At 67.2% G+C, this 24,948-nt stretch carries 24 protein-coding genes; 12 read left to right on the top strand and 12 right to left on the bottom strand.

The genetic code is table 11. From position 1 onward, the window contains the following. Positions 1 to 29: 29 nt before the first annotated feature. Together G6N33_RS16500 and G6N33_RS16495 are read right to left on the bottom strand one after the other, a co-directional pair. Positions 30 to 2,435, bottom strand: a complete 2,406-nt coding sequence (locus tag G6N33_RS16500) for an HAD-IC family P-type ATPase (protein WP_044508286.1) — start codon at positions 2,433 to 2,435, stop codon at positions 30 to 32. Continuing rightward, positions 2,432 to 4,024, bottom strand: a complete 1,593-nt coding sequence (locus G6N33_RS16495) for a serine hydrolase (RefSeq protein ID WP_044508287.1) — start codon at positions 4,022 to 4,024, stop codon at positions 2,432 to 2,434. Before G6N33_RS16495 ends, G6N33_RS16500 begins: the two co-directional genes overlap by 4 nt. A 44-nt stretch (positions 4,025 to 4,068) precedes the next feature. Here G6N33_RS16495 and mug point away from each other — a divergent pair, with 44 nt between their 5' ends. Continuing rightward, positions 4,069 to 4,659: a G/U mismatch-specific DNA glycosylase gene (gene mug, locus G6N33_RS16490; protein ID WP_044508288.1), complete on the top strand. Its 591-nt coding sequence runs from the start codon at positions 4,069 to 4,071 to the stop codon at positions 4,657 to 4,659. On the opposite strand, the gene G6N33_RS16485 is transcribed toward mug, so the two are convergent. Both G6N33_RS16485 and G6N33_RS16480 read right to left on the bottom strand, forming a co-directional pair. Beyond that, positions 4,627 to 5,745 (bottom strand): MBL fold metallo-hydrolase, encoded by a 1,119-nt coding sequence (locus G6N33_RS16485; RefSeq protein ID WP_044508289.1) that lies wholly within the window; start codon positions 5,743 to 5,745, stop codon positions 4,627 to 4,629. The two genes, mug and G6N33_RS16485, sit on opposite strands and share 33 nt — an antisense overlap. A gap of 5 nt (positions 5,746 to 5,750) precedes the next feature. Beyond that, complete coding sequence (locus G6N33_RS16480) at positions 5,751 to 6,482, bottom strand: enoyl-CoA hydratase (RefSeq protein WP_044508291.1); 732 nt, start codon at positions 6,480 to 6,482, stop codon at positions 5,751 to 5,753. Positions 6,483 to 6,508: 26 nt separating this feature from the next. On the opposite strand from G6N33_RS16480, the gene G6N33_RS16475 reads away from it, so the two are divergent. Then, a complete protein-coding gene (locus tag G6N33_RS16475; RefSeq protein WP_044508293.1) occupies positions 6,509 to 8,011 on the top strand; it encodes an acetyl-coenzyme A carboxylase carboxyl transferase subunits beta/alpha in 1,503 nt (500 codons plus the stop codon). Here G6N33_RS16475 and G6N33_RS16470 read toward each other — a convergent pair. Next, complete coding sequence (locus tag G6N33_RS16470) at positions 7,957 to 8,535, bottom strand: TetR/AcrR family transcriptional regulator (RefSeq protein ID WP_101528089.1); 579 nt, start codon at positions 8,533 to 8,535, stop codon at positions 7,957 to 7,959. The two genes, G6N33_RS16475 and G6N33_RS16470, sit on opposite strands and share 55 nt — an antisense overlap. A gap of 111 nt (positions 8,536 to 8,646) precedes the next feature. Between G6N33_RS16470 and G6N33_RS16465 the strand changes: the two genes are divergently transcribed. From G6N33_RS16465 to G6N33_RS16445, 5 genes are all read left to right on the top strand, one after another. Continuing rightward, on the top strand, positions 8,647 to 9,786 hold the full coding sequence (locus G6N33_RS16465) for an FAD-dependent oxidoreductase (protein WP_044508295.1): 1,140 nt from the start codon (positions 8,647 to 8,649) through the stop codon (positions 9,784 to 9,786). A 172-nt stretch (positions 9,787 to 9,958) separates the two neighbouring features. Further along, positions 9,959 to 10,669, top strand: a complete 711-nt coding sequence (prrA, locus tag G6N33_RS16460) for a two-component system response regulator PrrA (protein WP_101528088.1) — start codon at positions 9,959 to 9,961, stop codon at positions 10,667 to 10,669. 14 nt (positions 10,670 to 10,683) lie between these two features. Further along, positions 10,684 to 12,024, top strand: a complete 1,341-nt coding sequence (locus G6N33_RS16455; protein ID WP_061557015.1) for a sensor histidine kinase — start codon at positions 10,684 to 10,686, stop codon at positions 12,022 to 12,024. Positions 12,025 to 12,107: 83 nt separating this feature from the next. Next, positions 12,108 to 12,371 (top strand): DUF2630 family protein, encoded by a 264-nt coding sequence (locus tag G6N33_RS16450; RefSeq protein ID WP_044508297.1) that lies wholly within the window; start codon positions 12,108 to 12,110, stop codon positions 12,369 to 12,371. Between the two features lie 2 nt (positions 12,372 to 12,373). Beyond that, complete coding sequence (locus G6N33_RS16445) at positions 12,374 to 13,939, top strand: phytoene desaturase family protein (RefSeq protein ID WP_044508298.1); 1,566 nt, start codon at positions 12,374 to 12,376, stop codon at positions 13,937 to 13,939. A gap of 5 nt (positions 13,940 to 13,944) precedes the next feature. Here the strand turns inward: G6N33_RS16445 and G6N33_RS16440 are convergent, their stop codons facing one another. Continuing rightward, complete coding sequence (locus G6N33_RS16440; protein ID WP_044508299.1) at positions 13,945 to 15,237, bottom strand: citrate synthase; 1,293 nt, start codon at positions 15,235 to 15,237, stop codon at positions 13,945 to 13,947. A gap of 230 nt (positions 15,238 to 15,467) precedes the next feature. Continuing rightward, positions 15,468 to 16,094, bottom strand: coding sequence for a pyridoxamine 5'-phosphate oxidase (gene pdxH / locus G6N33_RS16435; protein WP_044508300.1), 627 nt, complete (start codon positions 16,092 to 16,094; stop codon positions 15,468 to 15,470). A gap of 116 nt (positions 16,095 to 16,210) precedes the next feature. Between pdxH and G6N33_RS16430 the strand changes: the two genes are divergently transcribed. Together G6N33_RS16430 and G6N33_RS16425 are read left to right on the top strand one after the other, a co-directional pair. Next, positions 16,211 to 17,332, top strand: coding sequence for a citrate synthase 2 (locus G6N33_RS16430; protein WP_044508301.1), 1,122 nt, complete (start codon positions 16,211 to 16,213; stop codon positions 17,330 to 17,332). A 123-nt stretch (positions 17,333 to 17,455) separates the two neighbouring features. After that, the gene (locus G6N33_RS16425; protein ID WP_044512385.1) at positions 17,456 to 17,914 is read left to right on the top strand and encodes a VOC family protein; all 459 of its coding nucleotides are present in this window, start codon (positions 17,456 to 17,458) and stop codon (positions 17,912 to 17,914) included. On the opposite strand, the gene G6N33_RS16420 is transcribed toward G6N33_RS16425, so the two are convergent. Together G6N33_RS16420 and G6N33_RS16415 are read right to left on the bottom strand one after the other, a co-directional pair. Then, on the bottom strand, positions 17,911 to 19,593 hold the full coding sequence (locus G6N33_RS16420) for an FAD-dependent oxidoreductase (RefSeq protein WP_044508302.1): 1,683 nt from the start codon (positions 19,591 to 19,593) through the stop codon (positions 17,911 to 17,913). The genes G6N33_RS16425 and G6N33_RS16420 overlap by 4 nt on opposite strands. 17 nt (positions 19,594 to 19,610) lie before the next feature. After that, a complete protein-coding gene (locus tag G6N33_RS16415; RefSeq protein WP_044508303.1) occupies positions 19,611 to 20,636 on the bottom strand; it encodes an AurF N-oxygenase family protein in 1,026 nt (341 codons plus the stop codon). Between the two features lie 239 nt (positions 20,637 to 20,875). On the opposite strand from G6N33_RS16415, the gene serC reads away from it, so the two are divergent. Continuing rightward, the gene (serC, locus tag G6N33_RS16410; RefSeq protein ID WP_408632731.1) at positions 20,876 to 22,000 is read left to right on the top strand and encodes a phosphoserine transaminase; all 1,125 of its coding nucleotides are present in this window, start codon (positions 20,876 to 20,878) and stop codon (positions 21,998 to 22,000) included. A 134-nt stretch (positions 22,001 to 22,134) separates the two neighbouring features. Next, a complete protein-coding gene (sepH, locus tag G6N33_RS16405; protein ID WP_044508304.1) occupies positions 22,135 to 22,932 on the top strand; it encodes a septation protein SepH in 798 nt (265 codons plus the stop codon). Here sepH and G6N33_RS16400 read toward each other — a convergent pair whose 3' ends face one another. The 3 genes from G6N33_RS16400 to G6N33_RS16390 are packed head-to-tail and all read right to left on the bottom strand — an operon-like array spanning position 22,933 to position 24,522. After that, positions 22,933 to 23,220, bottom strand: a complete 288-nt coding sequence (locus G6N33_RS16400) for a DUF2537 domain-containing protein (RefSeq protein ID WP_044508305.1) — start codon at positions 23,218 to 23,220, stop codon at positions 22,933 to 22,935. Positions 23,221 to 23,266: 46 nt separating this feature from the next. Then, positions 23,267 to 24,094 (bottom strand): TrmH family RNA methyltransferase, encoded by an 828-nt coding sequence (locus tag G6N33_RS16395; RefSeq protein ID WP_044508306.1) that lies wholly within the window; start codon positions 24,092 to 24,094, stop codon positions 23,267 to 23,269. Next, the gene (locus tag G6N33_RS16390) at positions 24,091 to 24,522 is read right to left on the bottom strand and encodes an Rv0880 family HTH-type transcriptional regulator (RefSeq protein WP_044508307.1); all 432 of its coding nucleotides are present in this window, start codon (positions 24,520 to 24,522) and stop codon (positions 24,091 to 24,093) included. Before G6N33_RS16390 ends, G6N33_RS16395 begins: the two co-directional genes overlap by 4 nt. A gap of 126 nt (positions 24,523 to 24,648) precedes the next feature. Between G6N33_RS16390 and G6N33_RS16385 the strand changes: the two genes are divergently transcribed. After that, positions 24,649 to 24,924, top strand: a complete 276-nt coding sequence (locus G6N33_RS16385) for a DUF2530 domain-containing protein (protein ID WP_044508308.1) — start codon at positions 24,649 to 24,651, stop codon at positions 24,922 to 24,924. Positions 24,925 to 24,948 lie beyond the last annotated feature (24 nt).

Below are 24,948 nucleotides of genomic sequence, written 5' to 3'. Positions count from 1 at the left end.
GAACCCTACTTGGCGAGGTCGGTGTGGCCCTAATCACCCCGGTCTGCCGCCGGCTGCCACAGTTGCGGCTGGATTCGCAAAATCCTGGCCCGGATCCACCAGGTCGCCTCGATGGCCGCGGCGCCCACAGCCCCAATCCCCAATGCGGTGGCAGTCACCCCCGGATTCGACGGGTCCAGCAGAAACTTCTGTTGTGCCAGCGGGATGCTGAAAATCGCAATGTAGGCCAACCCGCTGCCGGCCACCAGCGCCACCCGCCACCATTGGTAGGGACGCGCGACCACGGCCAGCACCCATAGCCCGGTCACCAGCAGCGTGATCAGTGCTGCCGTCGACGCTTGGTCCTGTTCGGCGAAGCTCACGTGCCGGCCCTGGTAGGCCACCAGATAGGAGACGAAAGTTGCGGTGCCGACTATCAATCCGGACGGCACCGCCGAGCTCAGCACGCGCCGGACGAAGTGGGGGTGGGCACGCTCGTTGTTGGGCGCCAGCGACAGGATGAACGACGGAATTCCGATGGTGAACCACGCGGCGATGGTGACGTGGATTGGCTGGAACGGGTAGAGCAGCGGGTCGGCCCGCAGCGGTGTGGACAACAAGCATTCAAGACCGACCAACAGCGCCAACAACACCGAGTACACCGTCTTGGTCAAGAACAGATTGGCAACGCGCTCGATGTTGCCGATCACCCGCCGACCCTCGGCCACCACGTAGGGAAGCGTGGCAAACTTATTGTCCAACAACACTATCTGGGCTACTGCTCGCGAAGCCGGGCTACCGGAGCCCATCGCCACGCCGATGTCGGCATCCTTGAGTGCCAGCACGTCGTTGACGCCGTCGCCGGTCATCGCCACGGTGTGCCCATGCGCTTGCAGGGCATGCACAATGGCGCGCTTCTGATCCGGGCGCACCCGCCCGAAGGTGGTGTAGGTGTCCAGCGTGTCGGCCAAGCCGTCGGGGTCCGCGGGCAGTTTGCGCGCGTCCAGCGCCTCCCCGTGCAGGCCGAGTTCGGCCGCGACGGCACCGACCGACACCGCGTTGTCTCCGGAGACCACCTTTACCGAAACATGCTGGGCTGCAAAGAACTCCAGTGTGGCGCGGGCGTCTGCCCGAACCTTTTGCTCCAACACCACCAGCGCGGCCGGGGTCACCCGCCCGGGCGCGGCCGGGTCCCCCACTGCGACGTCGGCGGCACCGAGCAGCAGCACCCGCAATCCACGGGCCCCGATCTGTTCGGCCTGCGCGGCCGCCGATGTCGCCGGGTCGAGCAGCACATCGGGTGCACCGATCACCCAGTTGCCGTGCTCGCCGAAGGACACCCCGCTCCACTTGGTGGCCGACTTGAACGGCGCCCGCGCCGTCACGGTCCAGCTGGGCGGCCGGCTGAAGGCGTCGGCGATCGCTTGCATGCTCGCGTTACGGTGTGCGTCGGCCGCGGCCACTGCGGCCAGCGCATCGGCCACCGCGGCCGGACGATCACCGGCGAGTTCGACGACCTCGGCGACCCGCATACCGCTTTCGGTCAGGGTGCCGGTCTTGTCGGCACACACCGTGTCGACGCGGGCCAATCCCTCGATGGCCGGCAGTTCCTGTACCAAACAACGACGTTGGCCAAGTCTGACGACCCCGACCGCGAACGCGATCGATGTCATCAGCACCAGCCCCTCGGGCACCATCGGCACCAGCGCGCCCACCGTGCGCAACACCGCCTGGCGCCAGTCCGCGTGGGTGGTGAACAACTGCGTGTAGATCGTCAGCAAGCCGGCCGGCACCAGGAGGTAGGTGATGAACTGCAGGATTCGGTTGATACCGTTGCGCAGTTCGGATTTCACCAGAGTGAACTTGCTGGCCTCCGCTGCGAGCTTGGCCGCATAGGCCGCCGCGCCCACCCTGGTGGCGCGGTAGGCGCCGGCGCCGGCGACGACGAAACTTCCCGACATCACCGCATCGCCGGGATGCTTGCCGATCGGGTCGGCCTCCCCGGTCAGCAGCGATTCGTCGACTTCCAGGTTGTCCCCCTCGACCACCTGTCCGTCAACCACGATCTGGTCTCCCGGGCCCAGTTCGATGATGTCGTCGAGTACCACCTCGGCGGGCGACAGTGTGCGCGTACCGGATTGTCTGCGCACCAACGGTTTTGCCTGGCCAACGATGGCCAGCGCGTCCAGCGTCTGCTTGGCGCGTATCTCCTGGACCATGCCGATGACGCTGTTCGCGACGATGAGCAGCCCGAACAAGCCGTTGATGAGCGAACCCGTCGCCACCACGATCATCAGCAGTACACCCAGGATCGCGTTGATCCGGGTGAACACGTTGGCGCGCACGATATCCCCGATGCTGCGGGTGGCGCGCGGCGGAAGCGCGTTGCTCTGCCCGTCGGACACCCGCTGCGCCACCTCGGCATCGGTGAGGCCTGCGGCGGCGGGGCGAGTCATCGGGTGAACGTTCCCAGCTTGTCGGTGTCGTAGTACTCGAGGTTCAGGCTGGCCCCGGGGAACCCGGAAAACACGGCCTTGGAAATCGTTCCAGGCGGCGCGTTTTCGTCTGTTATCGAGAAGGTGAAGGTGTCGCCATCCCAGTGATTGAGGGGGAACGTCCGATTCTTCGGTCCCAGCGCGAGCTCGAGGTGCCCGTTGTTCTCGGTGACGACGGCCGGTCCCCAGTAGTCGTTGGCGTAAACGCCGAGGTAGTCGATGAGCGGTCGGGCCGGGGTGGGGTTGGCGGGTGGCTGCTTGCCGACCAGCGAGCCCTGCGGGTTGTTTATCCAGCCGAGGGCGTGGTTGTACAGCGCCGGCCAGTCCGCCCGGAGTTGGCCGTATTGCACCAGGTCCATGAACTCGGCGGTCAGCGCCTCTGGAATACCGTACGGCGCCCCATTCGTCAGCGCGATGATGCCGATGTCTTCCGACGGCAGCGCTACGAAGTTGGTCGCCGCGCCCGACGAGAAGCCACCGGAGTGGCTGTACTGGGTGCGCCCCGACGAGGTCACCGTGGCGTTGAAGGCGTGACCGTAAGTGCCGGCGCGGGCTTTTGGCGACGATGCGGGCATCGAGACGACCTGCGGAGTGATCGCGGGCAGCAGCGCTTCCGGTGCGGTGATCCGCTGACCGTGGTACGTGCCGTCGGCCATCACCATGGCCAGCCAGCGCGCCATGTCGTTGATCGACGAACTCACCCCGCCGGCGGGCGTCTGCGCGTCGGGATCACGCTGGAAGCGCGGCTCCCATCTGTCGCCGGCCTTGACATGCAGCACCGCACGGTTGGGCCTGGCCAGATAGTCGGCGTATTTGGAACTCGTCGACGCCATCCCCAGCGGGCGGTACAGCACCTCTTCGGACAGGTCTTCCCAGGACTTACCCGCGGCACCGGCCACCGCTTCGGCGGCGGCGGTCAAGCCGAAATTGGTGTAGGCGTAGCTGCTTCGAAAAGCCGCCAGCGGCAAGAACTTCAATCGCTCCAGCACGTGCCGCCGGTCGTAGCCCAGATCCTCCAACTTGTCACCGGCATGGTCGGGCAGCCCGGAGCGATGCGAATACAGATCGGCAACGGTCACATGGCTGGTGACGTAGGGATCGGACAGCCCGAACCACGGCAGTTCGGCCGCGACGGGGGTGTCCCACGAGATGAGGTTGCCGGTCACTGCATGCGCAACCACCGTCGCGCCCACCGACTTCGACACCGACGCCAGCTGGAACACTGTGTCGGCGTCGACCCGGTTATCCTTGCCGTTGCCCTTGCTGGCGTCCTTGACGCCGAAACCCTTTGCGTACACCGCTTTACCACCCCGGACAACGGCGACCGACATTCCGGGGACGCCGGTGCTGCGCATCAGGTCACCGACCAAGCCATCAACCTTGGCGATGGCATCGTCAATACGCCCGGGCGGTATGTCCAGACCGGACACCTCGTTGGGGGGCGCCTGGGACAGTGCGGACGGCGGACTCGACACGGGCCGTCCGGCCCCGCATCCCACCAGCGCCGATACCATCGCCATGACGACGGCAAACGCAGCGCGTTTCGTCATGTTCGCAGACTCTAGCGCGCCGCACCTACGATGGACGCGCTCTGGTGGCGCGCCACCTCACCGCAGCCAGGAGCATCGATTTGGTCGGATACCGCCCGGATGTCCTCGCCCGAGGTCTCGATGTGGTCTTCTGCGGCATCAACCCGGCGTCGACGGCTGCCGTCGACGGCCACAACTTCTCCAACCGCAGCAACCGATTCTGGTCGGTCCTGCAACTGGCCGGTTTCACCGACACCCGATTGCTACCGGCAGATGAACGCCGCCTGCTCGACTACGGGTGCGGCATCACGGCGGTCGTCGACCGGCCGACCAGGCGGGCAAGCGATGTGTCCGCGGCGGAATTTAGGCGCGCGCGGCCCGAATTCGAAGCGAAGATGCGACGCTATTCGCCACGGGCGATCGCGTTCCTCGGCAAACGTGCCGTGACCGCAATGACCGGAGACCCGGGAATCGGCTGGGGCCGCTACGCCCCCGGGTTTGCCGGCACCAATGCCTGGGTGCTGCCAAACCCGAGCGGCCTCAACAGAGCCTTTGCGCTCGACGATCTCGTCCGTGCTTACACCGAATTACGCTGCGCATTAGAACAATCCGGTCCGCGGCGGTTACATCCGCCACCACGGGTCCAGCCGCGCTGACCCGGCGACATCGATGCGCTGCCCGGGGGCGGGGACAGCGACCCTGACATCGGCGCTTTGCGCGGCCGCGAGCAGCCGTTCGACCGGCTCGGCCCACGGATGCGGCGCCAGCCGGAAGGTGCCCCAATGGATGGGCATCATCAGCCCGGATCGGGCGGCGGTGAGATCCCGGTGGGCCCGCACCGCTTCCTCAGGATTCATGTGGATGTCCGGCCACGCGGGGTTGTAGGCGCCGATCGGCAACAGGGTCACGTCGAACGGTCCATGGTCAACGCCGATCTGCTCGAAGCTCTTCGTGTACCCGGTGTCCCCGCCGAAGTAGACGCGACGGGTGGGACCCATGATTGCCCAGGAGGCCCACAGGGTGGTGTTGCGGTCGGTGAATCGACCCGAAAAGTGCCGCGCGGGAAGACAAATCAGCGACAGTTCGTCGATATCGCCGCTTCCGTGCCAGTCGAGCTCGACGATACGACGCCCGGGGACGCCCCACGCGCGCAAGTGGGCGCCTACGCCGAGCGGCACGAAAAACGGGGCCCGCTGGGTGCGGGCCAGCGCCAAGACCGTGTCCATGTCCAGATGGTCGTAGTGGTCATGGCTGATCACCACGGCGTCGACCGCGGGCAACGCCTCGAGTGCCACCGGCGGCGGGTGCAGCCGCTCGGGGCCGACCAGGTGCGACGGCGAGCACCGATGACTCCACACCGGATCGGTGAGAATGCGGTAACCGTCGATCTCCAGCAACGCCGTAGAGTGGCCGAGCCAGCTGACCGCCAGACGGCTGGGGTCGGGGTCGAAGGTGCCCGGCGCCGCCAACGGGATCAAGCCGGACGGCCGACTGCGACCCCGCGCGCCGAGGAACTCCCACGCGATCAGCGCAAGTTGCTCGCGGTTCACGTTGTCCTTCGACGGGGCCTCCAGGTTGACGAACACCCCGTCGCGGCAATGGGGCGAATGCCGGGTGACCGCCCGAATCGACGATGGATCGGCCCCCAGGGCGCCCGGCGCTCCGCGCAGCGCACGCAGCGCCCACCCGCCCGCGGCAAGCGTGAGCGTGCCGGCGGCCAAGCGCAGAGCTGCGGGCGCCATCGCGGTCAGGCCCCCTGAAACCTCGGTGGTCGCTTCTCAACCCGGGCAACCTGCGCTTCGATCACGTCCTGACTGGCCCAGGCCTTGTCGAACAGTTCCTTGTGCACCGGCCAGGCCTCCTCGATCGCGCCGTCGTCGTTGAGTACCCGTTTGGCGTGCTGGATAGCCAGCGGCGCCAACCCAGCGATCTCGGTGCCCCACGCTTGGGCGTCTTCCAGTGTTCCGATCCGGTTAGCCATTCCCGTCTGCAGTGCCGTTTCGGCGGTCAACTTCTCGGCGGCCAGCAACATCGCCCGGGCCCGGCCATGCCCGACCAGCGATGACAGCCGCCGGATGCTCCAGTTATCAAGGGCAAGACCGTATTTCGACGTTGGGAACTGAAAAAATGCGTCCGGCGCGACGACACGGAGATCGCACTGCATGGCGAGCTGCAGGCCCGCGCCGATGGCGGGGCCGTTGATGGCGCCGATTATCGGGATAGGAGCCGCGTCGAGAGCCTTGTGCAGCTCGATCAGTCGGTCCGGGTAGTCCGCGGCGAAGGCATCGCCGGACAGGTCCGCGCCCGCACAGAACACCGTGCCCTGGCCGGTGAGAACGACCGCTCGGGTGGACCCCTCACTGGCCTTCAGCACGGCCTCACGCAGTTCGTCGACCAGTTGCGAATTGAGGGCGTTGCGACGCTCCGGGCGCTGCAACTCGATGGTCATAACGGCTTCTGCCTGGGTGATACCGATCATAGCGCCACCCTATATAGCCTCATGGCGTGAGTCGCATCAAGACCAAACAACTACGTGATGCGGTGCTGGACGACGGCTCCTTCGTGAGCTGGGACAGTGCACCGCTCGAAATACCAATCAGCGAGGCCTATGCACAGGAGCTCGCCGGCGCCCGAGCCGCCACCGGCCTCGACGAAGCCGTATTGACCGGCGAGGGGCGCATATTCGGGCGTCGAGTGGCACTGGTGGTGTGTGAGTTCGGATTTCTCGGCGGGTCGATCGGCGTCGCTGCGGCCGAGCGGATCACCAACGCGGTCCAGCGGGCCACTGCCGAACGTCTTCCGTTGCTAGCCTCGCCGAGTTCCGGCGGTACTCGGATGCAGGAGGGCACCGTCGCGTTCCTGCAGATGGTGAAAATCGCCGCGGCAGTCACCCTGCACAAGCAAGCACACCTGCCGTATCTCGTCTACCTGAGAAACCCCACCACCGGTGGGGTTTTCGCGTCCTGGGGGTCGCTGGGGCACGTGACCGTGGCGGAGCCCGGCGCGCTGATTGGCTTCCTGGGACCGCGGGTGTACCAGCAGCTCTACGGTGAGCCCTTTCCCAAGGGCATACAGACCGCGGAGAATTTGCACCGCCACGGCGTGATCGATGGCGTGGTGTCCATTGACGAACTGCGCCACACGACGGACCGTGCGCTGAAGGTCATCGCCGATGCCCCGGAGACGCTCCTCGCACCCCAGCACGGCGAGTCGATTCCCGATGTGCCGGCGTGGGATTCGGTGATCGCGTCGCGGCGTCCGGACCGTCCGGGCGTCGGGCATTTGCTACGGCACGGCGCCACCGACCGGGTGTTGTTGTCGGGCACCGGCAGCGGGGAGGCGGCCACTACGCTGTTGGCGCTGGCCAGGTTCGCCGGTCAACCGGCGGTGGTCCTCGGTCAGCAGCGTGTCACCGGTGGGCTCGTCGGGCCCGCATCGTTGCGGGAGGCCCGCCGCGGCATGGCGCTGGCCGCCGAGCTGCGGCTGCCGCTGGTGCTGGTGATCGACACCGCCGGCCCGGCACTGTCCGCCGAAGCCGAGCAGGGCGGGCTGGCCGGTCAGATCGCCCGATGCGTCGCCGAATTGGTGACGTTGAACACGCCGACGGTGTCCGTGCTGCTCGGCCAGGGCAGCGGCGGGCCGGCGTTGGCGATGGTGCCCGCCGACCGCGTGCTGGCCGCTCTGAACGGTTGGCTGGCTCCGCTGCCGCCGGAGGGCGCGAGCGCGATCGTCTTCCGCGACACGGCACATGCTCCCGAACTCGCTGCGGCCCAAGGTATTCGATCCGCCGATTTGCTGCGCTCGGGAATCATCGATGCCATCGTGCCCGAGCATCCCGACGCGGCCGAGGAACCGATCGAGTTCTCGCAGCGGCTGTCGCGCGCGATCGCCACGGAGGTCAAGGCGCTGCGCGATATCCCCGGCGAGGAGCGGATGGCCGCGCGATTGCGGCGCTATCGCAACATCGGGTTGCCCGCCGCATCGTCGTCCTCCGGCGCCCCGAGGTAACGCTGGATCGTCGGGCCGAGCCACTCCACGACCTCGTCGTCGCTCAGCTCGACGACCGGCGGGAGCCGTAACACGAACCGGCACAGGGCCATACCGAGGATTTGGGTCGCGACCAGCCCGGCCCGGGTGGCGGCCTGCGCTTCGGGCACCAGCGACGCGGCCAGTGGTTGGATTTGCGCCTGAAAGATTTCCTGCATACGTTGCGCGGCGTCGCTGTTGGTGGCACTCGAGCGCAGCAGGATGACCAACGCATCGTCCTGCCAGCGTTGAAGAAAGTGCCGGACCAGCGATAGTCCGAGCTGAGTCGGGTCGAGTGCGGTGACGTCGGGAACGCCCAGGTCGAACTCCGCCGCGGCCGCGAACAGTTTGTCTTTGCTGCCGTAGTAGCGCATCACCATCGCCGGGTCGACCCCGGCGTCGGCGGCGATGCCGCGGATGGTGGCCCCCTGGAAGCCGGCCGACCCGAATCGCTCCCGGGCCGCCGCCAGGATTGCCGCCTTGGTCCGCGCTGAGCTTCGTCTCATGTCAACAATTGTAGGCCAACATGTGTTGACATTCGTTCCCCGGAGCTTCAGTATGGCGTTATGCCAACAAGCGTTGACTAATACACGGAACTCCGAGAGAGGAGCCGAACCATGAACGACACCGACGTCCTGGTGATAGGTGCCGGGCCCACCGGCCTGACCCTCGCGGCGTCGCTGATCGACCGCGGCCTGCGCGCGGTCGTGGTCGACAAGCAGGCCGAGGGTGCGAACACCTCGCGAGCCGCCGCCGTCAACGCACGCACACTGGAGGCACTCGAACATCTCGACGTGTCTCGACGCATGGTGAAAGCCGGGTTGATCGCACCGCGCTTCACCATCAGGCAGGGCCGGCAGATCCTGATTCCGGTCGACTTCGGCGGACTGCCGACCGATCATCCCTACACCCTGATGCTGTCGCAGGCCGAGACCGAGCGGCTACTGCTGGAGCGACTGCACGAACTGGGCGGTGCGGTGATCCGGCCGAAGGTCCTGAGTCACTTCGCTCAGGATGCCGACGGCGTAACGGCCGCCTTCGCCGACGGCGACCACATTCGGGCCGGCTACCTCGTCGGGGCCGACGGCATGCACAGCACCGTCCGCGGTCAGGCCGGGATCGGCTTCAGGGGCGGCGAATTCGGCGAATCCTTCACGCTGGCTGATGTGCGGCTCGCCGGCGACGCGCCCCGCGACGAAGTGGTCCTGTTCTACGCCAGGGACGGCTTGACGGTGCTGGCGCCATTGCCGGGCAACATCTTTCGCGTCGTCGCGCCGACGGCGGAAGCACCGCAAGTGCCGTCGCTCGAGTTCGTCCAGTCACTGTTGGACACCCGGGGGTTCGGCCCGGGCGCCACAGTGGTCACCGAGCTGCTCTGGGGAACTCGATTCCGCATTCACCACCGCGTCGCGGACAGCTATCGAAGCGGCCGCGTGCTGCTCGCCGGCGACGCCGCCCACGTGCACAGCCCCGCCGGCGGCCAGGGCATGAACCTCGGAATCATCGACGGGATCTGTCTGGCGACAGCCGTTTCGGAGGCCGTGACACGAGGATCCGGCACCGCCTTGGACCGCTATTGCTCGCTCCAGCGGGACCGAGCCGAACAGGTTTTGCGGCTCACCGGTCGGCTCACCCGCGTCTCGACACTGCCGCGGCCGTTACGTCCGGTCCGTAACGCGGGGATGCGCCTGGCCGCACGGCTGCCCGCGGTGCGCCGGCAACTGGCGCTGCAGTTGAGCGGCCTGAGCAGCCGTTAACGGCTGATCTCAACGCCTCGGTCCCGGTTGGCTCCACGATGATGGGCGGGCTTTGCGTCCGACGCCCCGACGCTGCCCTGAGAGTCGATGGTGCCGGCTTGCCGAGGTCACCGGCGGCCTGACCGCGCCGACCCGGTCGGCATCCCGCAGCCGACGCCAACAATCCGGCAAAATGGGCGACATGGACTCTGGTGTCACCTCACCTCGGGTTTTGGTCGTTGACGACGACTCCGACGTGCTCGCCTCCCTGGAACGCGGGCTGCGCCTGTCCGGGTTCGAGGTATCGACCGCGGTCGACGGCGCCGAAGCCTTGCGCAGCGCCACCGAGACCCGGCCGGACGCGATCGTGCTCGATATCAACATGCCCGTGCTGGACGGTGTCAGCGTCGTCACGGCACTGCGGGCGATGGACAACGACGTGCCGGTCTGCGTGCTGTCGGCGCGCAGCTCGGTCGACGACCGGGTGGCCGGGCTGGAGGCTGGCGCCGACGACTACTTGGTCAAACCCTTCGTGTTGGCCGAGCTGGTCGCGCGGGTCAAGGCGCTGTTGCGCCGTCGCGGTTCCACCGCGACGTCTTCCTCGGAGACCATCACGGTCGGGCCGCTCGAAGTGGACATTCCCGGCCGGCGCGCCCGCGTCAACGGCGTCGACGTTGACCTGACCAAGCGCGAGTTCGACCTGCTGGCGGTGCTGGCCGAGCACAAGACCGCCGTGCTGTCCCGTGCACAGCTGCTGGAGCTGGTGTGGGGGTACGACTTCGCCGCCGACACCAACGTGGTCGACGTCTTCATTGGCTACCTGCGCCGCAAGCTGGAGGCCAACGGCGGCCCCAGACTGCTGCACACCGTCCGCGGCGTGGGGTTCGTGCTGCGCATGCAGTAGGTGCGGCCACCACCATGAAATTCCTGTCGCGGATCTCGGCCCGTACACCCTCGCTGCGGACCCGGGTGGTACTTGCGACAGCCATCGGCGCGGCGATTCCGGTGCTCATCGTCGGCGCGGTCGTCTGGGTCGGCATCACCAACGACCGCAAGGAACGGCTGGACCGCCGGCTCGATGAGGCCGCCGGATTCGCGCTGCCGTTTTTGCCCCGCGGCCTCGAGGAGATTCCGCGTTCGCCCAACGACCGCGACGCCATCATGACGATTCGGCGCGGCAGCCTGGTCAAGTCGAATTCCGACGTGACGCTCCCCCAGCTGGACGTCGACTACGCCGACACCTATGTCCATGGCGTGCGCTACCGGGTGCGCACCGTGGAGATCCCGGGACCGGAGCCGACCTCGCTGGCGGTGGGCGCGACCTACGACGCCACCCTCGCCGAGACCAACAACCTGCATCGCCGGGTGCTGCTGATCTGTGGGTTCGCCATCTTCGCGTCGACGGTTTTCGCCTGGCTGCTGGCCTCTTTCGCGGTGCGCCCGTTCAAACAGCTGGCCCAGCAGACCCGATTGATCGATACCGGTGACGAGGCACCGCGGGTGGAGGTGCACGGCGCCACCGAGGCCGTCGAAATCGCCGAGGCCATGCGCGGCATGTTGCAGCGCATCTGGGATGAGCAGAACCGAACCAAGGAGGCGCTGTCCTCGGCCCGCGACTTCGCCGCCGTGTCCTCACACGAGCTGCGCACCCCACTGACCGCGATGCGCACCAACCTCGAGGTGCTGTCGACCTTGGACCTCCCGGATGATCAGCGCAAAGAGGTGCTCAACGACGTCATCCGCACCCAGTCCCGGATCGAGGCCACGCTGACCGCACTGGAACGGTTGGCGCAAGGCGAGCTGTCCACCGCCGACGACCATGTGCCCGTCGACATCACCGAGCTGCTGGATCGCGCCGCCCACGATGCGATGCGGATCTATCCCGGGCTGGAAGTGTCGCTGGTCCCCTCCCCCACCTGCATCATCGTCGGCTTGCCGGCCGGGCTGCGCCTGGCCGTAGACAACGCGATCGCCAACGCCGTCAAGCACGGCGGCGCCACCCGTGTCCAGCTCTCGGCGGTCAGTTCGCGCGCCGGAGTGGAGATCGCCATCGACGACAACGGCAGCGGAGTGCCCGAGAGTGAACGCCACGTGGTGTTCGAGCGGTTCTCCCGCGGGTCGACGGCATCGCACTCCGGGTCGGGGCTGGGTCTGGCGCTGGTCGCCCAGCAAGCCAACCTGCACGGCGGCACGGCCTCGCTAGCGGACAGCCCGCTGGGCGGTGCCCGGCTACTGCTGCGACTGCCCGCCCCCTGCTGACGCAGTCGTCGTCGACCGACAAATCTCGATTGCCCGATAGCCCGGCCCCGGGTGCGAACCCGTGCATCGGGCACACTGGAGCGATGAGCGATGGCACTCAACCGACCGATAGCGATACCCTCGCGCGCATTCGCTCCCTGGTCGCCGAGGAAAAGGAGCTACGGGCGCAGCTGCAGCACCGCGACATCAGCGAGTCCGAGGAAAACGATCGGCTGCGGCGGGTCGAGGTCGAACTCGACCAGTGTTGGGATCTGCTGCGGCAGCGGCGTGCACTGCGCGAAACCGGTGGTGACCCGCGAGAGGCCTCGGTGCGTCCCGGCGATCAGGTCGAGGGCTACCTGAATTAGCGATGCCCCTCGATGACGCGGCCGACTGTGACGCAGTTGTCGTGGGTGGCGGCCACAACGGCCTGGTCGCGGCCGGCTACCTGGCCCGCGCCGGCCTGCGTGTGCGGCTGCTGGAACGGCTGGGCCAGGTCGGAGGCGCTGCAGTCTCCGCGCAGGCCTTCGCGGGGGTCGACGCCCGGGTCTCGCGGTACTCCTACCTGGTCAGCCTGCTGCCGACCCGCATCGTCGCGGATTTGGGCGCCGCGATACGGCTGGCCCCGCGGCGGTTTTCGTCGTATACCCCCAACCCCGCGAACGGCGGTCGCACCGGTCTGGTGATCGGACCGCACGACAGTTCGTTCGGCGCGATCGGGGCCGCGGCCGACAAAGACCGGTTCCCAGCGTTCTACCGGCGTTGCCGGCTGGTGACCGAACGGCTCTGGCCGACGCTGCTGGAACCGTTGCGCACTCGCGAGCACGCGCGCCGACTCGTCCTGGACGCCAACGAGCCCGAGGCGGCCGCGGCGTGGCAGGCGATGATCGAGGAACCGATCGGGCATGCCATCGCCGACGCGGTGCACGACGACCTGGTCCGAGGGGTGATCGCCACCGATGCGCTGATCGGCACCTTCGCCCGTCTCGACGAGCCTTCGCTGCGGCAGAACATCTGCTTCCTGTATCACTTGATCGGCGGTGATTGGGACGTCCCGATCGGCGGAATGGGTGCGGTGACCGCCGCCCTGGCCGCGGCGGCGGTGCGCCACGGGGCCGAAATAACCACTGGCGCAGAGGTTTTCCACATTCAGCCGGACGGCTTGGTGTGCTTCCGGCGCGACGACGAAGAACAGCGGCTGCGCGCCCGGTTCGTACTGGCCGGCGTGACACCGGCGGTCCTGGCCGGACTTCTCGGCGAAACACCGCCGCCGCTGGCCCCGGGAGCCCAGGTGAAGGTGAACATGGTGCTACGGCGCCTGCCCCGGCTGCGCGACCCGGGGGTGCGCCCCGGGCAGGCCTTCGCCGGGACTTTTCACGTCAACGAGACGTGGCGACAACTGGACGCGGCCTACGCGCGAGCCGACGCCGCGGAACTACCAAATCCGTTGCCGTGCGAGGCGTATTGCCATTCGCTGACCGACCCGAGCATCCTGTCGGATGGCCTGCGGGCATCGGGCGCCCAGACGATGACGGTGTTCAGCCTGCACACACCCCACTCGCTGCTCACCGCCGACCCACCGATATCCGGCGACCAGCTCACCGAGGCGGTACTGGCATCGCTGAATTCTGTTCTGGCCGAACCGATTCAGGACGTGTTGACCAACGACGCGCACGGCCGGCCGTGCATCGAGACAACGACCACCGAAGACCTGGAGCGCTCGCTGGCGATGACGGGCGGCAACATCTTTCACGGCGCGTTGTCCTGGCCGTTCGCCGACGAAACCGATGCGCTGGACACCGCGGCCCGGCGGTGGGGCGTGGCCACCGCCCATCAGCGAATCATGTTGTGCGGCGCAGGCACTCGCCGCGGTGGCGGCGTGTCAGGCATCGGCGGACACAACGCCGCAATGGCAGTGCTGGCCGCGCTCGGGTAGGCGCGCTACCGCCCGTCGATACCGACGTAGTCGCGTTCGTTGTAGCCGGTGTAGATCTGGCGCGGACGGCCGATCTTGCTGTCGCCCTCGTCGTGCATCTCACGCCAGTGTGCGATCCAGCCGGGCAGTCGGCCCAGCGCGAACAGCACCGTGAACATCCGCACCGGGAAGCCCAGCGCCCGGTAGATCAGCCCGGTGTAGAAATCGACGTTCGGGTACAGCTTGCGCTCGATGAAGTAGTCATCGGTCAGCGCGGCCTCTTCGAGCTGCTTGGCGATGTCCAGCAGCGGGTCGCCACCCAGCTTGGCCAGAATCTTGTCGGCCTGCTCCTTGACGATCCGGGCACGTGGGTCGTAGTTCTTGTAGACCCGGTGGCCGAAGCCCATCAGTTTGACGCCCTCTTCCCGGTTCTTCACCTTGCGGACGAACTCGCTGACGTCGTCGCCGCTTTCGCGGATCTGGGAGAGCATCTCGAGCACCGCCTGGTTGGCGCCACCGTGCAGCGGCCCCCACAGCGCGTTGATGCCACCGGAGATCGAGGTGAACAGGTTGGCCTGGGAGGAGCCCACCAGCCGAACCGTCGACGTTGAGCAGTTCTGCTCGTGGTCGGCGTGCAGGATCAGCAACATGTCCAGGGCCCGCACCACCTCGGGGTCAGCCTGATACGGCTCGGCGGGCAGCCCGAATGTCATCCGCAGGAAGTTTTCGACCAGCGACAGCGAGTTGTCGGGGTAGAGGAACGGCTGCCCGACGGACTTCTTGTAGGCGTACGCGGCGATCGTCGGCAGCTTGGCCAGCAGCCGGATCGTCGACAGCTCCACGTCCTCGCTGTCCATCGGGTCGAGCGAATCCGGGTAGTACGCGGACAGCGCGTTGACGGCGCTAGACAGCACCGGCATCGGGTGTGCGTTGCGCGGAAAGCCGTCGAAGAACCGCTTCAGATCCTCGTGCAGCATCGTGTGCAGCTGGATGCGCTTGGTGAAGTCGGCCAATTGTTCGCTGGTCGGCAGCTCGCCGTAGATCAGCAGATACGAGACCTCGATGAAGGTTGACTTCTCGGCGAGCTGGTCAATCGGATACCCGCGGTAACGCAGGATCCCCGCGTCGCCGTCGATGTAGGTGATCGAGCTCTTGCACGCGGCCGTGTTCACGAATCCGTTGTCGAAGGTCGTGTAGCCGGTCTTCGACAACAGCGGGCCGAGAGCAATACCGTCGGCTCCTTCGGTGGCGTTGACGATCTGCAGGTCGATCTCACCGCCCGGGTACTTCAAACTTGCGGTGTCGTCGCTGTCGGCCACGAGAACCCCTTTGCGCTCTGGCTGGTATGGCTGCCCCTGACTAGGTGCGTATAGCTGAAGGTAGTCGTTATCGCGGCGGCGCGCCCGCCCGGGGTCGCCTCTATTGAGTCGGCGGCTCACCGCCGGGTAAACCCGGCGTTATCGTGCGGTGTTGATGGTCGTGGCACCCCGGGTAATCGGCGATTGCGGGTGCGGCAGTGAGGCGATTATCACTCCGGAGGCGGTATGGGCTAGGGCTGAAGACGCTCGACGTTCCCGCCGACGACCCGAATCCGGTTGTGCAACCGATTTTCCCGCCCCTGCCAGAATTCGACCACGTCGGGCGCGATCAGATATCCGCCCCAGTTCGGCGGCACCGGGACCTGTTCGGAGTCGGCGAAGCGGTTGGTCACCTCGGCGAGCTGCTCGACCAGCGCCGCCCGCGACGCGATCGGTTGCGACTGGTGTGACGCCCACGCTCCCAGCTGCGAGCCGCGCGGCCGCTTGGACCAGTAATCCTCGGTGGCCTTGCGGTCAACCTTGGTCACCGCGCCGCGAATGTGCACCTGCCGGCCCAGCAGATACCAGGGGAAGGTCGCCGATGCATACGGCGTGCGCGCCAGTTCCAGGCCTTTGGCCGAATCGTAGTTGGTGAAGAAGGTGATCCCAGCATCGTCGACGCTCTTGCACAGCACGGTGCGGCTGACCGGCCGGCCGCCGGCGACGGTTGCTAGCACCATGGCGTTGGGTTCGGCGACGCCGAACCGCTCGGCGTCGTCAATCCAGGTGCGCAACAACGCAAGCCATCCGTTGTCGAGCCACGAAGCGTCGAGATCCGAACTACCGTCCCGTTCTGCCGAGCCGTACTCGACGCGCATCCGCTGCAAGTGATCCTGGTCGGTTACGGGGTCTGGGCCTGCCACCGGGACAACGCTACCGGCGCTTGCTACCGGCCGGTAGCATCGGCCCGGAGGCGGAGTGCGAGAATTTTGCTATGACTGTGGTCCCGCAAGATTTCGTCCCCGGCCTCGAAGGTGTGGTCGCATTCACCACCGAGATCGCGGAGCCGGATAAAGACGGTGGCGCCCTGCGGTACCGCGGGGTGGACATCGAAGACCTGGTGAATCAACAGGTCACCTTCGGTGATGTCTGGGCGCTATTGGTCGACGGTAGATTCGGCCACGGTTTGCCGCCCGCCGAGCCATTCCCACTGCCGATTCACACCGGCGATGTGCGCGTCGACGTGCAGGCGGGCCTGGCCATGCTGGCCCCCATCTGGGGTTACCAGCCGCTGCTCGACACCGACGAAGGCACCGCCCGCGACCAGCTGGCCCGTGCCTCGGTGATGGCGCTGTCGTACGTTGCGCAGTCCGCTCGCGGCATCTATCAGCCGGCCGTTCCGCAACGGGTGATCGACGAATGTCGAACGGTGACAGCACGTTTCATGACCCGTTGGCAAGGTGAACCCGACCCTCGGCATATCGAGGCCATCGACGCCTACTGGGTGTCGGCCGCCGAACACGGCATGAACGCCTCGACCTTCACCGCGCGGGTCATCGCATCGACCGGCGCCGACGTCGCCGCTTCACTGTCCGGGGCGATCGGGGCGATGAGTGGGCCGCTGCACGGCGGCGCGCCGGCCCGCGTACTGCCCATGCTCGAAGAGGTGGAGCGCACCGGCGATGCGCGGGGCCTGGTGAAGAAGATCCTGGACAGCGGCGACAAGTTGATGGGGTTCGGGCACCGCGTCTACCGGGCGGAGGATCCGCGGGCCCGGGTCTTACGTGCGACCGCCGAGCGACTGCGCGCACCGCGCCACGAGGTCGCGGTCGCGTTGGAGCAGGCCGCCCTGGCCGAGCTGCGCGAGCGTCGCCCGGATCGAGCCATCGAGACGAACGTCGAGTTCTGGGCCGCGGTGATCCTCGACTTCGCCCAGGTACCGGCGAATATGATGCCGGCGATGTTCACCTGTGGACGCACCGCGGGGTGGTGCGCCCACATCCTCGAGCAGAAGCGGCTGGGCAAGCTGGTGCGCCCGTCGGCGATCTACGTAGGCCCAGGCCCACGCAGGCCCGAATCGGTCGAGGGTTGGGACCGGATTCTCAGCCACGCCTGACTTTTGTCGGCGCCCGGAGTTTGAATGGGGTTTCGCCACGATGAGTTTGTGTCGCGAGTGCAGTCAGTAACAGTGGGCCAGTCGTCGGGACTGGTCACGGACACCGACAGCAAGGAGATCCCCATGGCCATCAACGTCGAACCTGCTTTGTCCCCACATCTGGTGGTCGGTGACGCGGCCGCCGCGATCGACTTCTACGTCAAGGCCTTTGGAGCCGAGGAGATCGGGCGGGTGCCGCGCCCGGACGGCAAGCTGGTGCACGCCGCGGTGCGTATCAACGGTTTCCTGGTGATGCTCAACGACGACTTCCCGGAGATGTGTGGCGGCAAGTCGATGACGCCGACGTCGTTGGGGGGCACCCCGGTGACGATCCACTTGACGGTCACCGATGTCGAGGCCAAGTTCCAGCGGGCCGTGGACGCGGGCGCCACCGTGGTGACCCCGTTGGCCGACCAGTTCTGGGGGGACCGCTACGGCATGGTCGCGGACCCGTTCGGGCACCAGTGGTCGTTGGGGCAGCCGATACGCGAGGTCAGCATCGAGGAGATCCAGTCCGCGATGGCCGCGCAGGCCAGCGGCTAGCCGAGCAGACGCGCCAGCAGCCGGCGTCGCGGCGCCGGCTGCGCGCTCGCCGCGGCCGCGAGCATGTCGGCGATATCGGTGAACTTGTTGCGCGGCCGTCCTTCGTCGCCGCCGCGCGCGATCTCCGCGGCGTCGATGGCACCCCACCCCGCGGAGTCGACGACGTCGGGCTGCCGGCTGCGCACCAACTCGTCCAGGGCTGCCTGCTTACCCGGTGGATCGGTCAGTGCTCCAGCGTTGAAATCGGCGACGAGCGCCTGCACGGTCTGCAACGAGCACGACTTGTTGGTGCCGATGAATCCGGTCGGCCCGCGCTTGATCCACCCGGCGACGTAAGCCCCGGGAACCGGCCGACCGGACTCGGGGTTGACGACGCGGCCGTTTTCGTTCGGGACGACGGCGGCATTTTCGTCGAAGGGCAGGTCGCGAATCTTCTTGCCGCGGTACCCAATCGACGTGAGCACCAGGCCGGCGTCGATGGAACGAAGCTCGTCGGTGCCGGTCACGGTGAACTCCACGCCGGTGGCGCGCCGCTCGCCCAGCACCTGCCGGGGTGTGAGGTGATAGGCCAGCCGGATCCGCGGTCGGGCCCCGCCAGCCGAGCTGTCGCCGAGCTTGGTCAAGATCTCCAGCTTGTTGCGGGTCAGCGTGTCCGTGGTTGTCGCGAGGTCACGGGCCACCAGGGCGTGATCGCCGGGGTCCAGCACGACCTCGGATGTTGTTGTGAGACCGATTAATTCGGGAAGCGTGAATGCCGAGTACGCCGGGCCGCGCCGAGCGGCGACGACGACCTCGCGCACCGTGGAGTTGCGGAACACTTCCAGCGCCCGATCGGAGATGTCGGTGCGGGCCAACTCGTCAGGGTCAGTGGTGAGCACCCGGGCGACGTCGAGGGCGACGTTGCCGTTGCCGACGACCACGACTCTTTCGTGGCTGAGATCGACCGGCAGATGCGCAAACTCGGGATGGCCGTTGATCCACGCGACTAGCTCGGTGGCGGTACCGGTTCCCGGCATTCCCATGCCGTCGATGTCTAGCCGCCGGTCGTCGGGCGCACCGACCGCGTACAGCACCGCGTGGTGGTGGGCAAGCAGATCGGCATGGCTCAGGTGCTTGCCGACTTCGACGTTGAGATAGAAGTTGAAGTGGCGATGACGGGAGACCCGGTCGAACAGCTTAGTGATCGTTTTGGTGTTCTGGTGGTCGGGAGCGACCCCCGCGCGCACCAAACCATATGGCGTGGGCAGCTTTTCGAAGACGTTGACACGCACGCCGTGCTGGGTCAGCAGTTCGTCGGCGGCATACATCGCTGCCGGGCCGGAGCCGACGATGGCCACCGTCAGCGGCCGGTGGCGCAGGTGCACCTTGGGGGCCGGCAGCACCGGCGCCAGCTTCGAGGTCGGCGGCAGCTTCACGGCGGCCGGCCGCTCCGGATAGAACGCGGAATTGATTTCGACGAACGGCAATTGCTTGGCGTCCAGCCGATTGTCCGGCACGATCGCGCCGACCGGGCACGCGCTCACGCAGGCGCCACAGTCCACGCAGGCGTCCGGATCGATGTGGAGCATTTCGGCCGTGGCGAAGCCCGGCTCGTCCGGTGACGGGTGAATGCAGTTCACCGGGCAGGCGAAAACACAGGACCCGTCGTTACAGCACGACTGGGTGATTACGTGCGGCATAGCGGAACTCGCGGTCCTCAGGCGGCCGGCACGGCAGCCAGGTGCTGCCGTTGCGGCTCGCTGCGGTAGCGCGAGGGCTTTCCGTTGATCCTGCACAGGCGCCACATCAGCCGTGCCGACCAGTTGTCCATCAGGCCGGTGTCATAGGCCAGCATCCGCACGTCACCGAACATGTCCGAAAGCCATTTGCGCGACTCCGGCGAGCGGAAGAAGAGCTCCTTTTTGACCTCGCGCGGAATGTCGAATTCGCGCCAGAACTGCTTGGGCGGCACCACGATTGCCCGGCACAACACCTTCATGGTCAGCGGTAGGTACAAAGCGGTGAAAAATCGCTGTCGCTTGGTCAACTCCGGTAGGCGCCGGCGCAAGAACTCGTGCGCGAAGGAGATGTGCCGCGCCTCCTCGGCGACGTGGATCGCCATTACCCGCTCCATGATCGGATGCAGCGACTTGCCTTCCCGCAGCACATTTTTCTGGGTGTGGTCGATGGGTTCCTCACCCGCGAGTACTCCGATGAAGAAAGCCACCGGCAGCGGTCCGGCCACCAGTGGAACCAGCGGCGATATCCACTTGAGCAGCCGCGGCATGCCCGGCACGTCGGCGCCGATCCGATTGACCATCTCTTGGAACATCATGGTGTGGTTGCACTCTTCGACCGATTCGTGCAAGCAGTACCGGTATTCCGGCGATCCGTTGGGCACCCAGAACGTGTAGTTCATCAGTCCCCTGATCAGGATGGACTCGAAGTGCAGGCCGACCTTGGCCACGTTGGCCTGCCGCCACATTCCGATCTTGATCTTTCGCTCTTCCGACTGGCCCTGATACCACGGGTGGCGGCCCAACGGATCGGTTGCCGGGAGGATCCACCGGGGATCGTTCTCGGTGACGGCGAACTCAGGCGATTCCCAATCGATATCGGTGTACGGGTTGAAGTTTCGCCGCACCGACCCCTCAGACAGTGTGGCGAGCATGTTCACGTACTCCGCGTCGTGGCGCACCTCCATCTTGCGGTGCCAACGTCGAACCATTCGCGTCCTAGCCATATCCCAGCCTCCCCAACGAGGTTTACATCTGGACGTGCAATGTCCAAACGGTACCGCAGGTACCGGGAATTAGCTAGGGTGTTGGCGCTCAGTGTTGCCTGACCGGGGGTCACCGCAGTGATGTGGTCCAGCTCACAATTTGTGTGCGCCGCAAGAGCAGTACTCGCAGGTGGATAGCCCCTGCGGCGCGAGAACAAACAGGCCGCCGCATCGCCCTGCCAGGTGCGCTCACTACCCTGATGACCATGGCTGACCAGCTCCAGATCCCCGCAGACATCAAACCGCGCGACGGCCGCTTCGGTTGCGGCCCGTCCAAGGTCCGGCCCGAACAATTGCAGGCGTTGAGCACCACCGCCGCGGCCCTGTTCGGCACCTCGCACCGGCAGGCGCCGGTCAAGAACTTGGTGGGCCGGGTCCGCAAAGGGGTGGCCGAGCTGTTCTCGGTGCCGGACGGCTATGAGGTCATTCTGGGCAACGGCGGCGCGACGGCGTTCTGGGACGCCGCTGCCTTCGGGCTCATCGACAAGCGGTCGCTGCACCTGACCTACGGGGAGTTCAGCTCGAAGTTCGCCTCCGCGGTCGCCAACAACCCGTTCGTCGGCGACCCGGTCGTGGTCAAGGCCGACCCCGGCAGCGCGCCGGAACCGCAGACCGACCCATCGGTGGACGTGATCGCGTGGGCACACAACGAGACGTCGACCGGGGTGGCGGTCCCGATCCGTCGGCCGGCCGGGTCGGGTGACGCTCTGGTCCTCATCGACGCGACCTCGGGCGCCGGTGGGCTGCCCGTCGACATCGCCGACACCGATGCCTACTACTTCTCACCGCAGAAGAACTTCGCCAGCGACGGCGGCCTGTGGCTGGCGATCATGAGCCCCGCCGCGCTGGCCCGGGTCGAAGCCATCGCGGCGTCGGGCCGCTGGGTTCCGGACTTCCTGTCGCTGCCGATCGCGATCGACAACAGCCTCAAGGATCAGACGTACAACACCCCCGCGATCGCCACCCTGGCCCTGATGGCCGAGCAACTCGACTGGATGCTTGCCAACGGCGGACTGGACTGGGCGGTCAAGCGGACGGCGGATTCGTCGCAACGGCTGTACTCGTGGGCGCAGGAACGGCCGTACACCACGCCGTTCGTCGCCGATCCGGCATTGCGCTCCCAGGTGGTGGGCACCATCGATTTCGTCGACGACGTCGATGCGGCCGCCGTGGCCAAGACTTTGCGGGCGAACGGCATCGTCGACACCGAGCCGTACCGCAAACTCGGCCGCAACCAGTTACGGGTCGCGATGTTCCCGGCGGTCGACCCCGACGACATCAGCGCGTTGACCCAGTGCGTCGACTGGGTCGTCGAGCGTCTCTAGCGTTTCGCCCGCCATCGACGCGCAACCGCCCAGCGTGTCAGCACAGTTGTGGGCGTTAGCTGGACTAGAGTGCGGCAGAGTGACGGGTCCGGAGAAATTCAAGCTGACCTGCGCAAAGCCTGCGAGGAGAAGCCATGCGGGAACTCAAAGTGGTTGGGCTCGACGCCGACAGCAAATACATCATCTGCCAAGGTGATGATCCCGCGGAACAATTCAAGCTGGCGGCCAACGACCGGCTCCGGGATCTGCTGGGAAAGGAATCGGCCCTGCCTGAGCAGCCGCACCTCGATATCGAGGTCACCAACATGCTGAGCCCCAAGGAGATTCAAGCCAAGATCCGCGCCGGCGCTTCGGTCGAGCAGGTTGCCGCCGCCTCCGGGTCCGACATCTCTCGGGTGCGTCGCTTCGCCCACCCGGTACTGCTCGAACGGTTCCGCGCCGCCGAGCTGGCAACCGCCGCGCATCCCATGCTCGCCGACGGACCCGCGGTCATGACGCTGCTGGAGACCGTCAGCGCCGCAATGGTGACCCGCGGCCTGGACCCCACCGGCCTCAGCTGGGACGCATGGCGCAACGAAGACAACCGGTGGACCGTGCAACTGGCGTACAAAGTCGGCCGTTCGGACAACCTCGCGCACTTCCACTTCACTCCGGGCGCGCACGGCGGCACGGTCACCGCCATCGACGACGGGGCCAGTGAGCTGATCGACCCCGACTTCGAGCGACCGCTGCGGCCGCTCGCGCCCGTGGCCCACGTCGAGTTCACCGAGCCCTCCGCGCCCGCTGCGGCGCAGCCGGCGAAGGAGCGAGTGCAGCAGCCACCGGAGGAACCGCAGCAGCGGCAGCAGCCGGTACACAGCCGTCGCGGCAGGCCGGTCATTCCGGCGTGGGAGGACGTGCTGCTCGGCGTGCGCTCGGGCGGACAGCGCTAGTCAGGTCAGGGTCCGCGCGAGCAGCGCCACCCACGCGACCGTCACACCGACCGCCGCGCCCAGCACGAACCAGCGCAGCACCGGCGTGCGCCGCCAGCCCCACAGCGTCGGCGCCAGCCCCCCGGCCGCCACCGCGTTGAGCCCCACCGCGAGCAGCACATGCACCCGGATCAACCCGAGGCTCAGCACCACAATCGCCACGCCGGTCACCGCGGCGACGAACCCCGCCACCGTCAAACCCGTTGCCCAGGGCACGGAGTGGACCCGTGGGCCGAGTTTGTCGCTCACTCGGCGAGCCTAACCCGGCGGTCCGGCCGGGCCGCGGCCCACATCGTCACCGGGCGGCCCGCTCGTAGAAGGCCAGTGCGGCGGCGGTGGCGACGTTCAGCGAGTCGGTGCCCCGCGACATCGGAATACGCACCCGCACATCAGCCAACCGCAGCGTGGCCGGGGTCAGCCCGGGCCCCTCGGCACCCACCAAGACGGCGATGCGGTCCTCGCGCGCGGCCGACATCGCCTCCACTAGTGGGCGGGCGCTGCCGTCCGGAGTCATTGCCAGCAGCCAAAATCCGCGGTCGTGCAGCTTGACGAGGTCCGCAGGCCAGTCGGCGGAGCGTGCGTAGGGCACCAGCAGGGCGTGTCCCATCGACACTCGGACCGCGCGGCGGTAGAGCGGGTCGGCGCAACCGCTACCGAACACCACCGCGTCCACGCCCAGACCCGCCGCGTTGCGGAAGATCGACCCCAGGTTCTCGTGGTCGTTGACCCCTTCGAGCACGGCAATGGTCCGAGCGTGTTCGACTAGCTGCGCAACGCTCGGTTCGGGCACCCGCCGCGCGACGCCCAGCACCCCGCGATTGAGGTGAAACCCGACCACCCGCGCCATCACCTCCGCGGAAGTGCGGTAGAACGGCGCCGCCAGACCCTCAGCGCGGACCAGGTCGTCCTTGAGCTCCTCGAGCCGGCGATCGGTGCCGAGGAAGGCATGCGGGGTGAACCGCGAGGCCAGCATGCGCTGCACCACCAGCACCCCTTCGGCGATCACCAGGCCCTTGCCCGTCGGCAGATCGGGGCGCCGGTCGATGCTGTTCAGGTCGCGGAAATCGTCGAGCCGTGGGTCGTCGGGATCGTTGACGTCCTGGACATCCAGGCCAGCGCTCACGGGCTTTCGTCGACCAGCGCCAGCATCAGGTCGGCCGCCTCGCGAAGGGTGGCGCGCTTGTCGCTGTCCAGCGTCGCGAGTTGTTCGGCCAACCACTCCTGCCGGGCGCGCCGTGCCGCTTTGACCAATTCGGCGCCGGCCTCGGACACCGAGACCAGCACCTGCCGACCGTCGACGGGATGCGGCGTGCGATCCACGAAGCCTTCATCGGCCAGGGATGCGATCACCCTGGTCATTGACGGCGGGCGGACGCGTTCGCGAATCGCCAAGGCGCCCGGCGTCATCGCGCCCTCATTGGCCAAAGTCGTCAATGCCGACAGCTGAGATAGCGAGACCGGAGCGGATGGATTTCGAAACCGCAGTTGGCGCGCCAGCCGCAGGACCGCCAGTGACAGATCGGCCGCCAGCCGCGCATCGCTGTCAGGCATGGCGCGAGGTTACATCGGAACGCAAGAATTCGGGTTGAGAAACGTCGAAGGGTGGCGTATCACGCATTGGCCGGGACCGCGACGTCCGCGCCGGGCTCGCACAGACACCTGGGTAGATTGATCGCGATGAGCGCCGAATCCGGCCCGAGCCCGCAGCCGCCGTCGCTGCCACCCGCGCTGCTTCGGGTATGGCCGTTCATCATCGTCGGCGCCTTGGGCTGGCTGAGCGTCGCGGTCGCCGCGTTCCTTGTTCCCTCGCTCGAGAATTGGCGTCCGGTGGCACTGGCCGGGCTGGGTACCGGCGTGGTGGGCACGTCGATCTTCTTGCTACAGCTCGCCGGAGCGCGCCGTGGCGAACGCGGCGCGCAGACCGGCCTGGAGACGTTTCTGGACCGGAACTAATGGTGCCGGCTGCGGGCCGCCACC

Source organism: Mycobacterium simiae (assembly GCF_010727605.1).
GTDB lineage: Bacteria > Actinomycetota > Actinomycetes > Mycobacteriales > Mycobacteriaceae > Mycobacterium > Mycobacterium simiae.
Note: the sequence above shows the minus strand (reverse complement) of the source record. Positions and strands in the feature narration are given on the sequence as shown.

Coding starts and splice junctions, on each gene's coding strand:
- G6N33_RS16500 (WP_044508286.1), bottom strand. CDS start 2,435: ATGACTCGCCCCGCCGCCGCAGGCCTCACCGATGCCGAGGTGGCGCAG.
- G6N33_RS16495 (WP_044508287.1), bottom strand. CDS start 4,024: ATGACGAAACGCGCTGCGTTTGCCGTCGTCATGGCGATGGTATCGGCG.
- G6N33_RS16485 (WP_044508289.1), bottom strand. CDS start 5,745: ATGGCGCCCGCAGCTCTGCGCTTGGCCGCCGGCACGCTCACGCTTGCC.
- G6N33_RS16480 (WP_044508291.1), bottom strand. CDS start 6,482: ATGATCGGTATCACCCAGGCAGAAGCCGTTATGACCATCGAGTTGCAG.
- G6N33_RS16470 (WP_101528089.1), bottom strand. CDS start 8,535: ATGAGACGAAGCTCAGCGCGGACCAAGGCGGCAATCCTGGCGGCGGCC.
- G6N33_RS16465 (WP_044508295.1), top strand. CDS start 8,647: ATGAACGACACCGACGTCCTGGTGATAGGTGCCGGGCCCACCGGCCTG.
- prrA (WP_101528088.1), top strand. CDS start 9,959: ATGGGCGACATGGACTCTGGTGTCACCTCACCTCGGGTTTTGGTCGTT.
- G6N33_RS16455 (WP_061557015.1), top strand. CDS start 10,684: ATGAAATTCCTGTCGCGGATCTCGGCCCGTACACCCTCGCTGCGGACC.
- G6N33_RS16450 (WP_044508297.1), top strand. CDS start 12,108: ATGAGCGATGGCACTCAACCGACCGATAGCGATACCCTCGCGCGCATT.
- G6N33_RS16445 (WP_044508298.1), top strand. CDS start 12,374: ATGCCCCTCGATGACGCGGCCGACTGTGACGCAGTTGTCGTGGGTGGC.
- pdxH (WP_044508300.1), bottom strand. CDS start 16,094: ATGCGCGTCGAGTACGGCTCGGCAGAACGGGACGGTAGTTCGGATCTC.
- G6N33_RS16430 (WP_044508301.1), top strand. CDS start 16,211: ATGACTGTGGTCCCGCAAGATTTCGTCCCCGGCCTCGAAGGTGTGGTC.
- G6N33_RS16425 (WP_044512385.1), top strand. CDS start 17,456: ATGGCCATCAACGTCGAACCTGCTTTGTCCCCACATCTGGTGGTCGGT.
- G6N33_RS16420 (WP_044508302.1), bottom strand. CDS start 19,593: ATGCCGCACGTAATCACCCAGTCGTGCTGTAACGACGGGTCCTGTGTT.
- G6N33_RS16415 (WP_044508303.1), bottom strand. CDS start 20,636: ATGGCTAGGACGCGAATGGTTCGACGTTGGCACCGCAAGATGGAGGTG.
- serC (WP_408632731.1), top strand. CDS start 20,876: ATGACCATGGCTGACCAGCTCCAGATCCCCGCAGACATCAAACCGCGC.
- sepH (WP_044508304.1), top strand. CDS start 22,135: ATGCGGGAACTCAAAGTGGTTGGGCTCGACGCCGACAGCAAATACATC.
- G6N33_RS16390 (WP_044508307.1), bottom strand. CDS start 24,522: ATGCCTGACAGCGATGCGCGGCTGGCGGCCGATCTGTCACTGGCGGTC.
- G6N33_RS16385 (WP_044508308.1), top strand. CDS start 24,649: ATGAGCGCCGAATCCGGCCCGAGCCCGCAGCCGCCGTCGCTGCCACCC.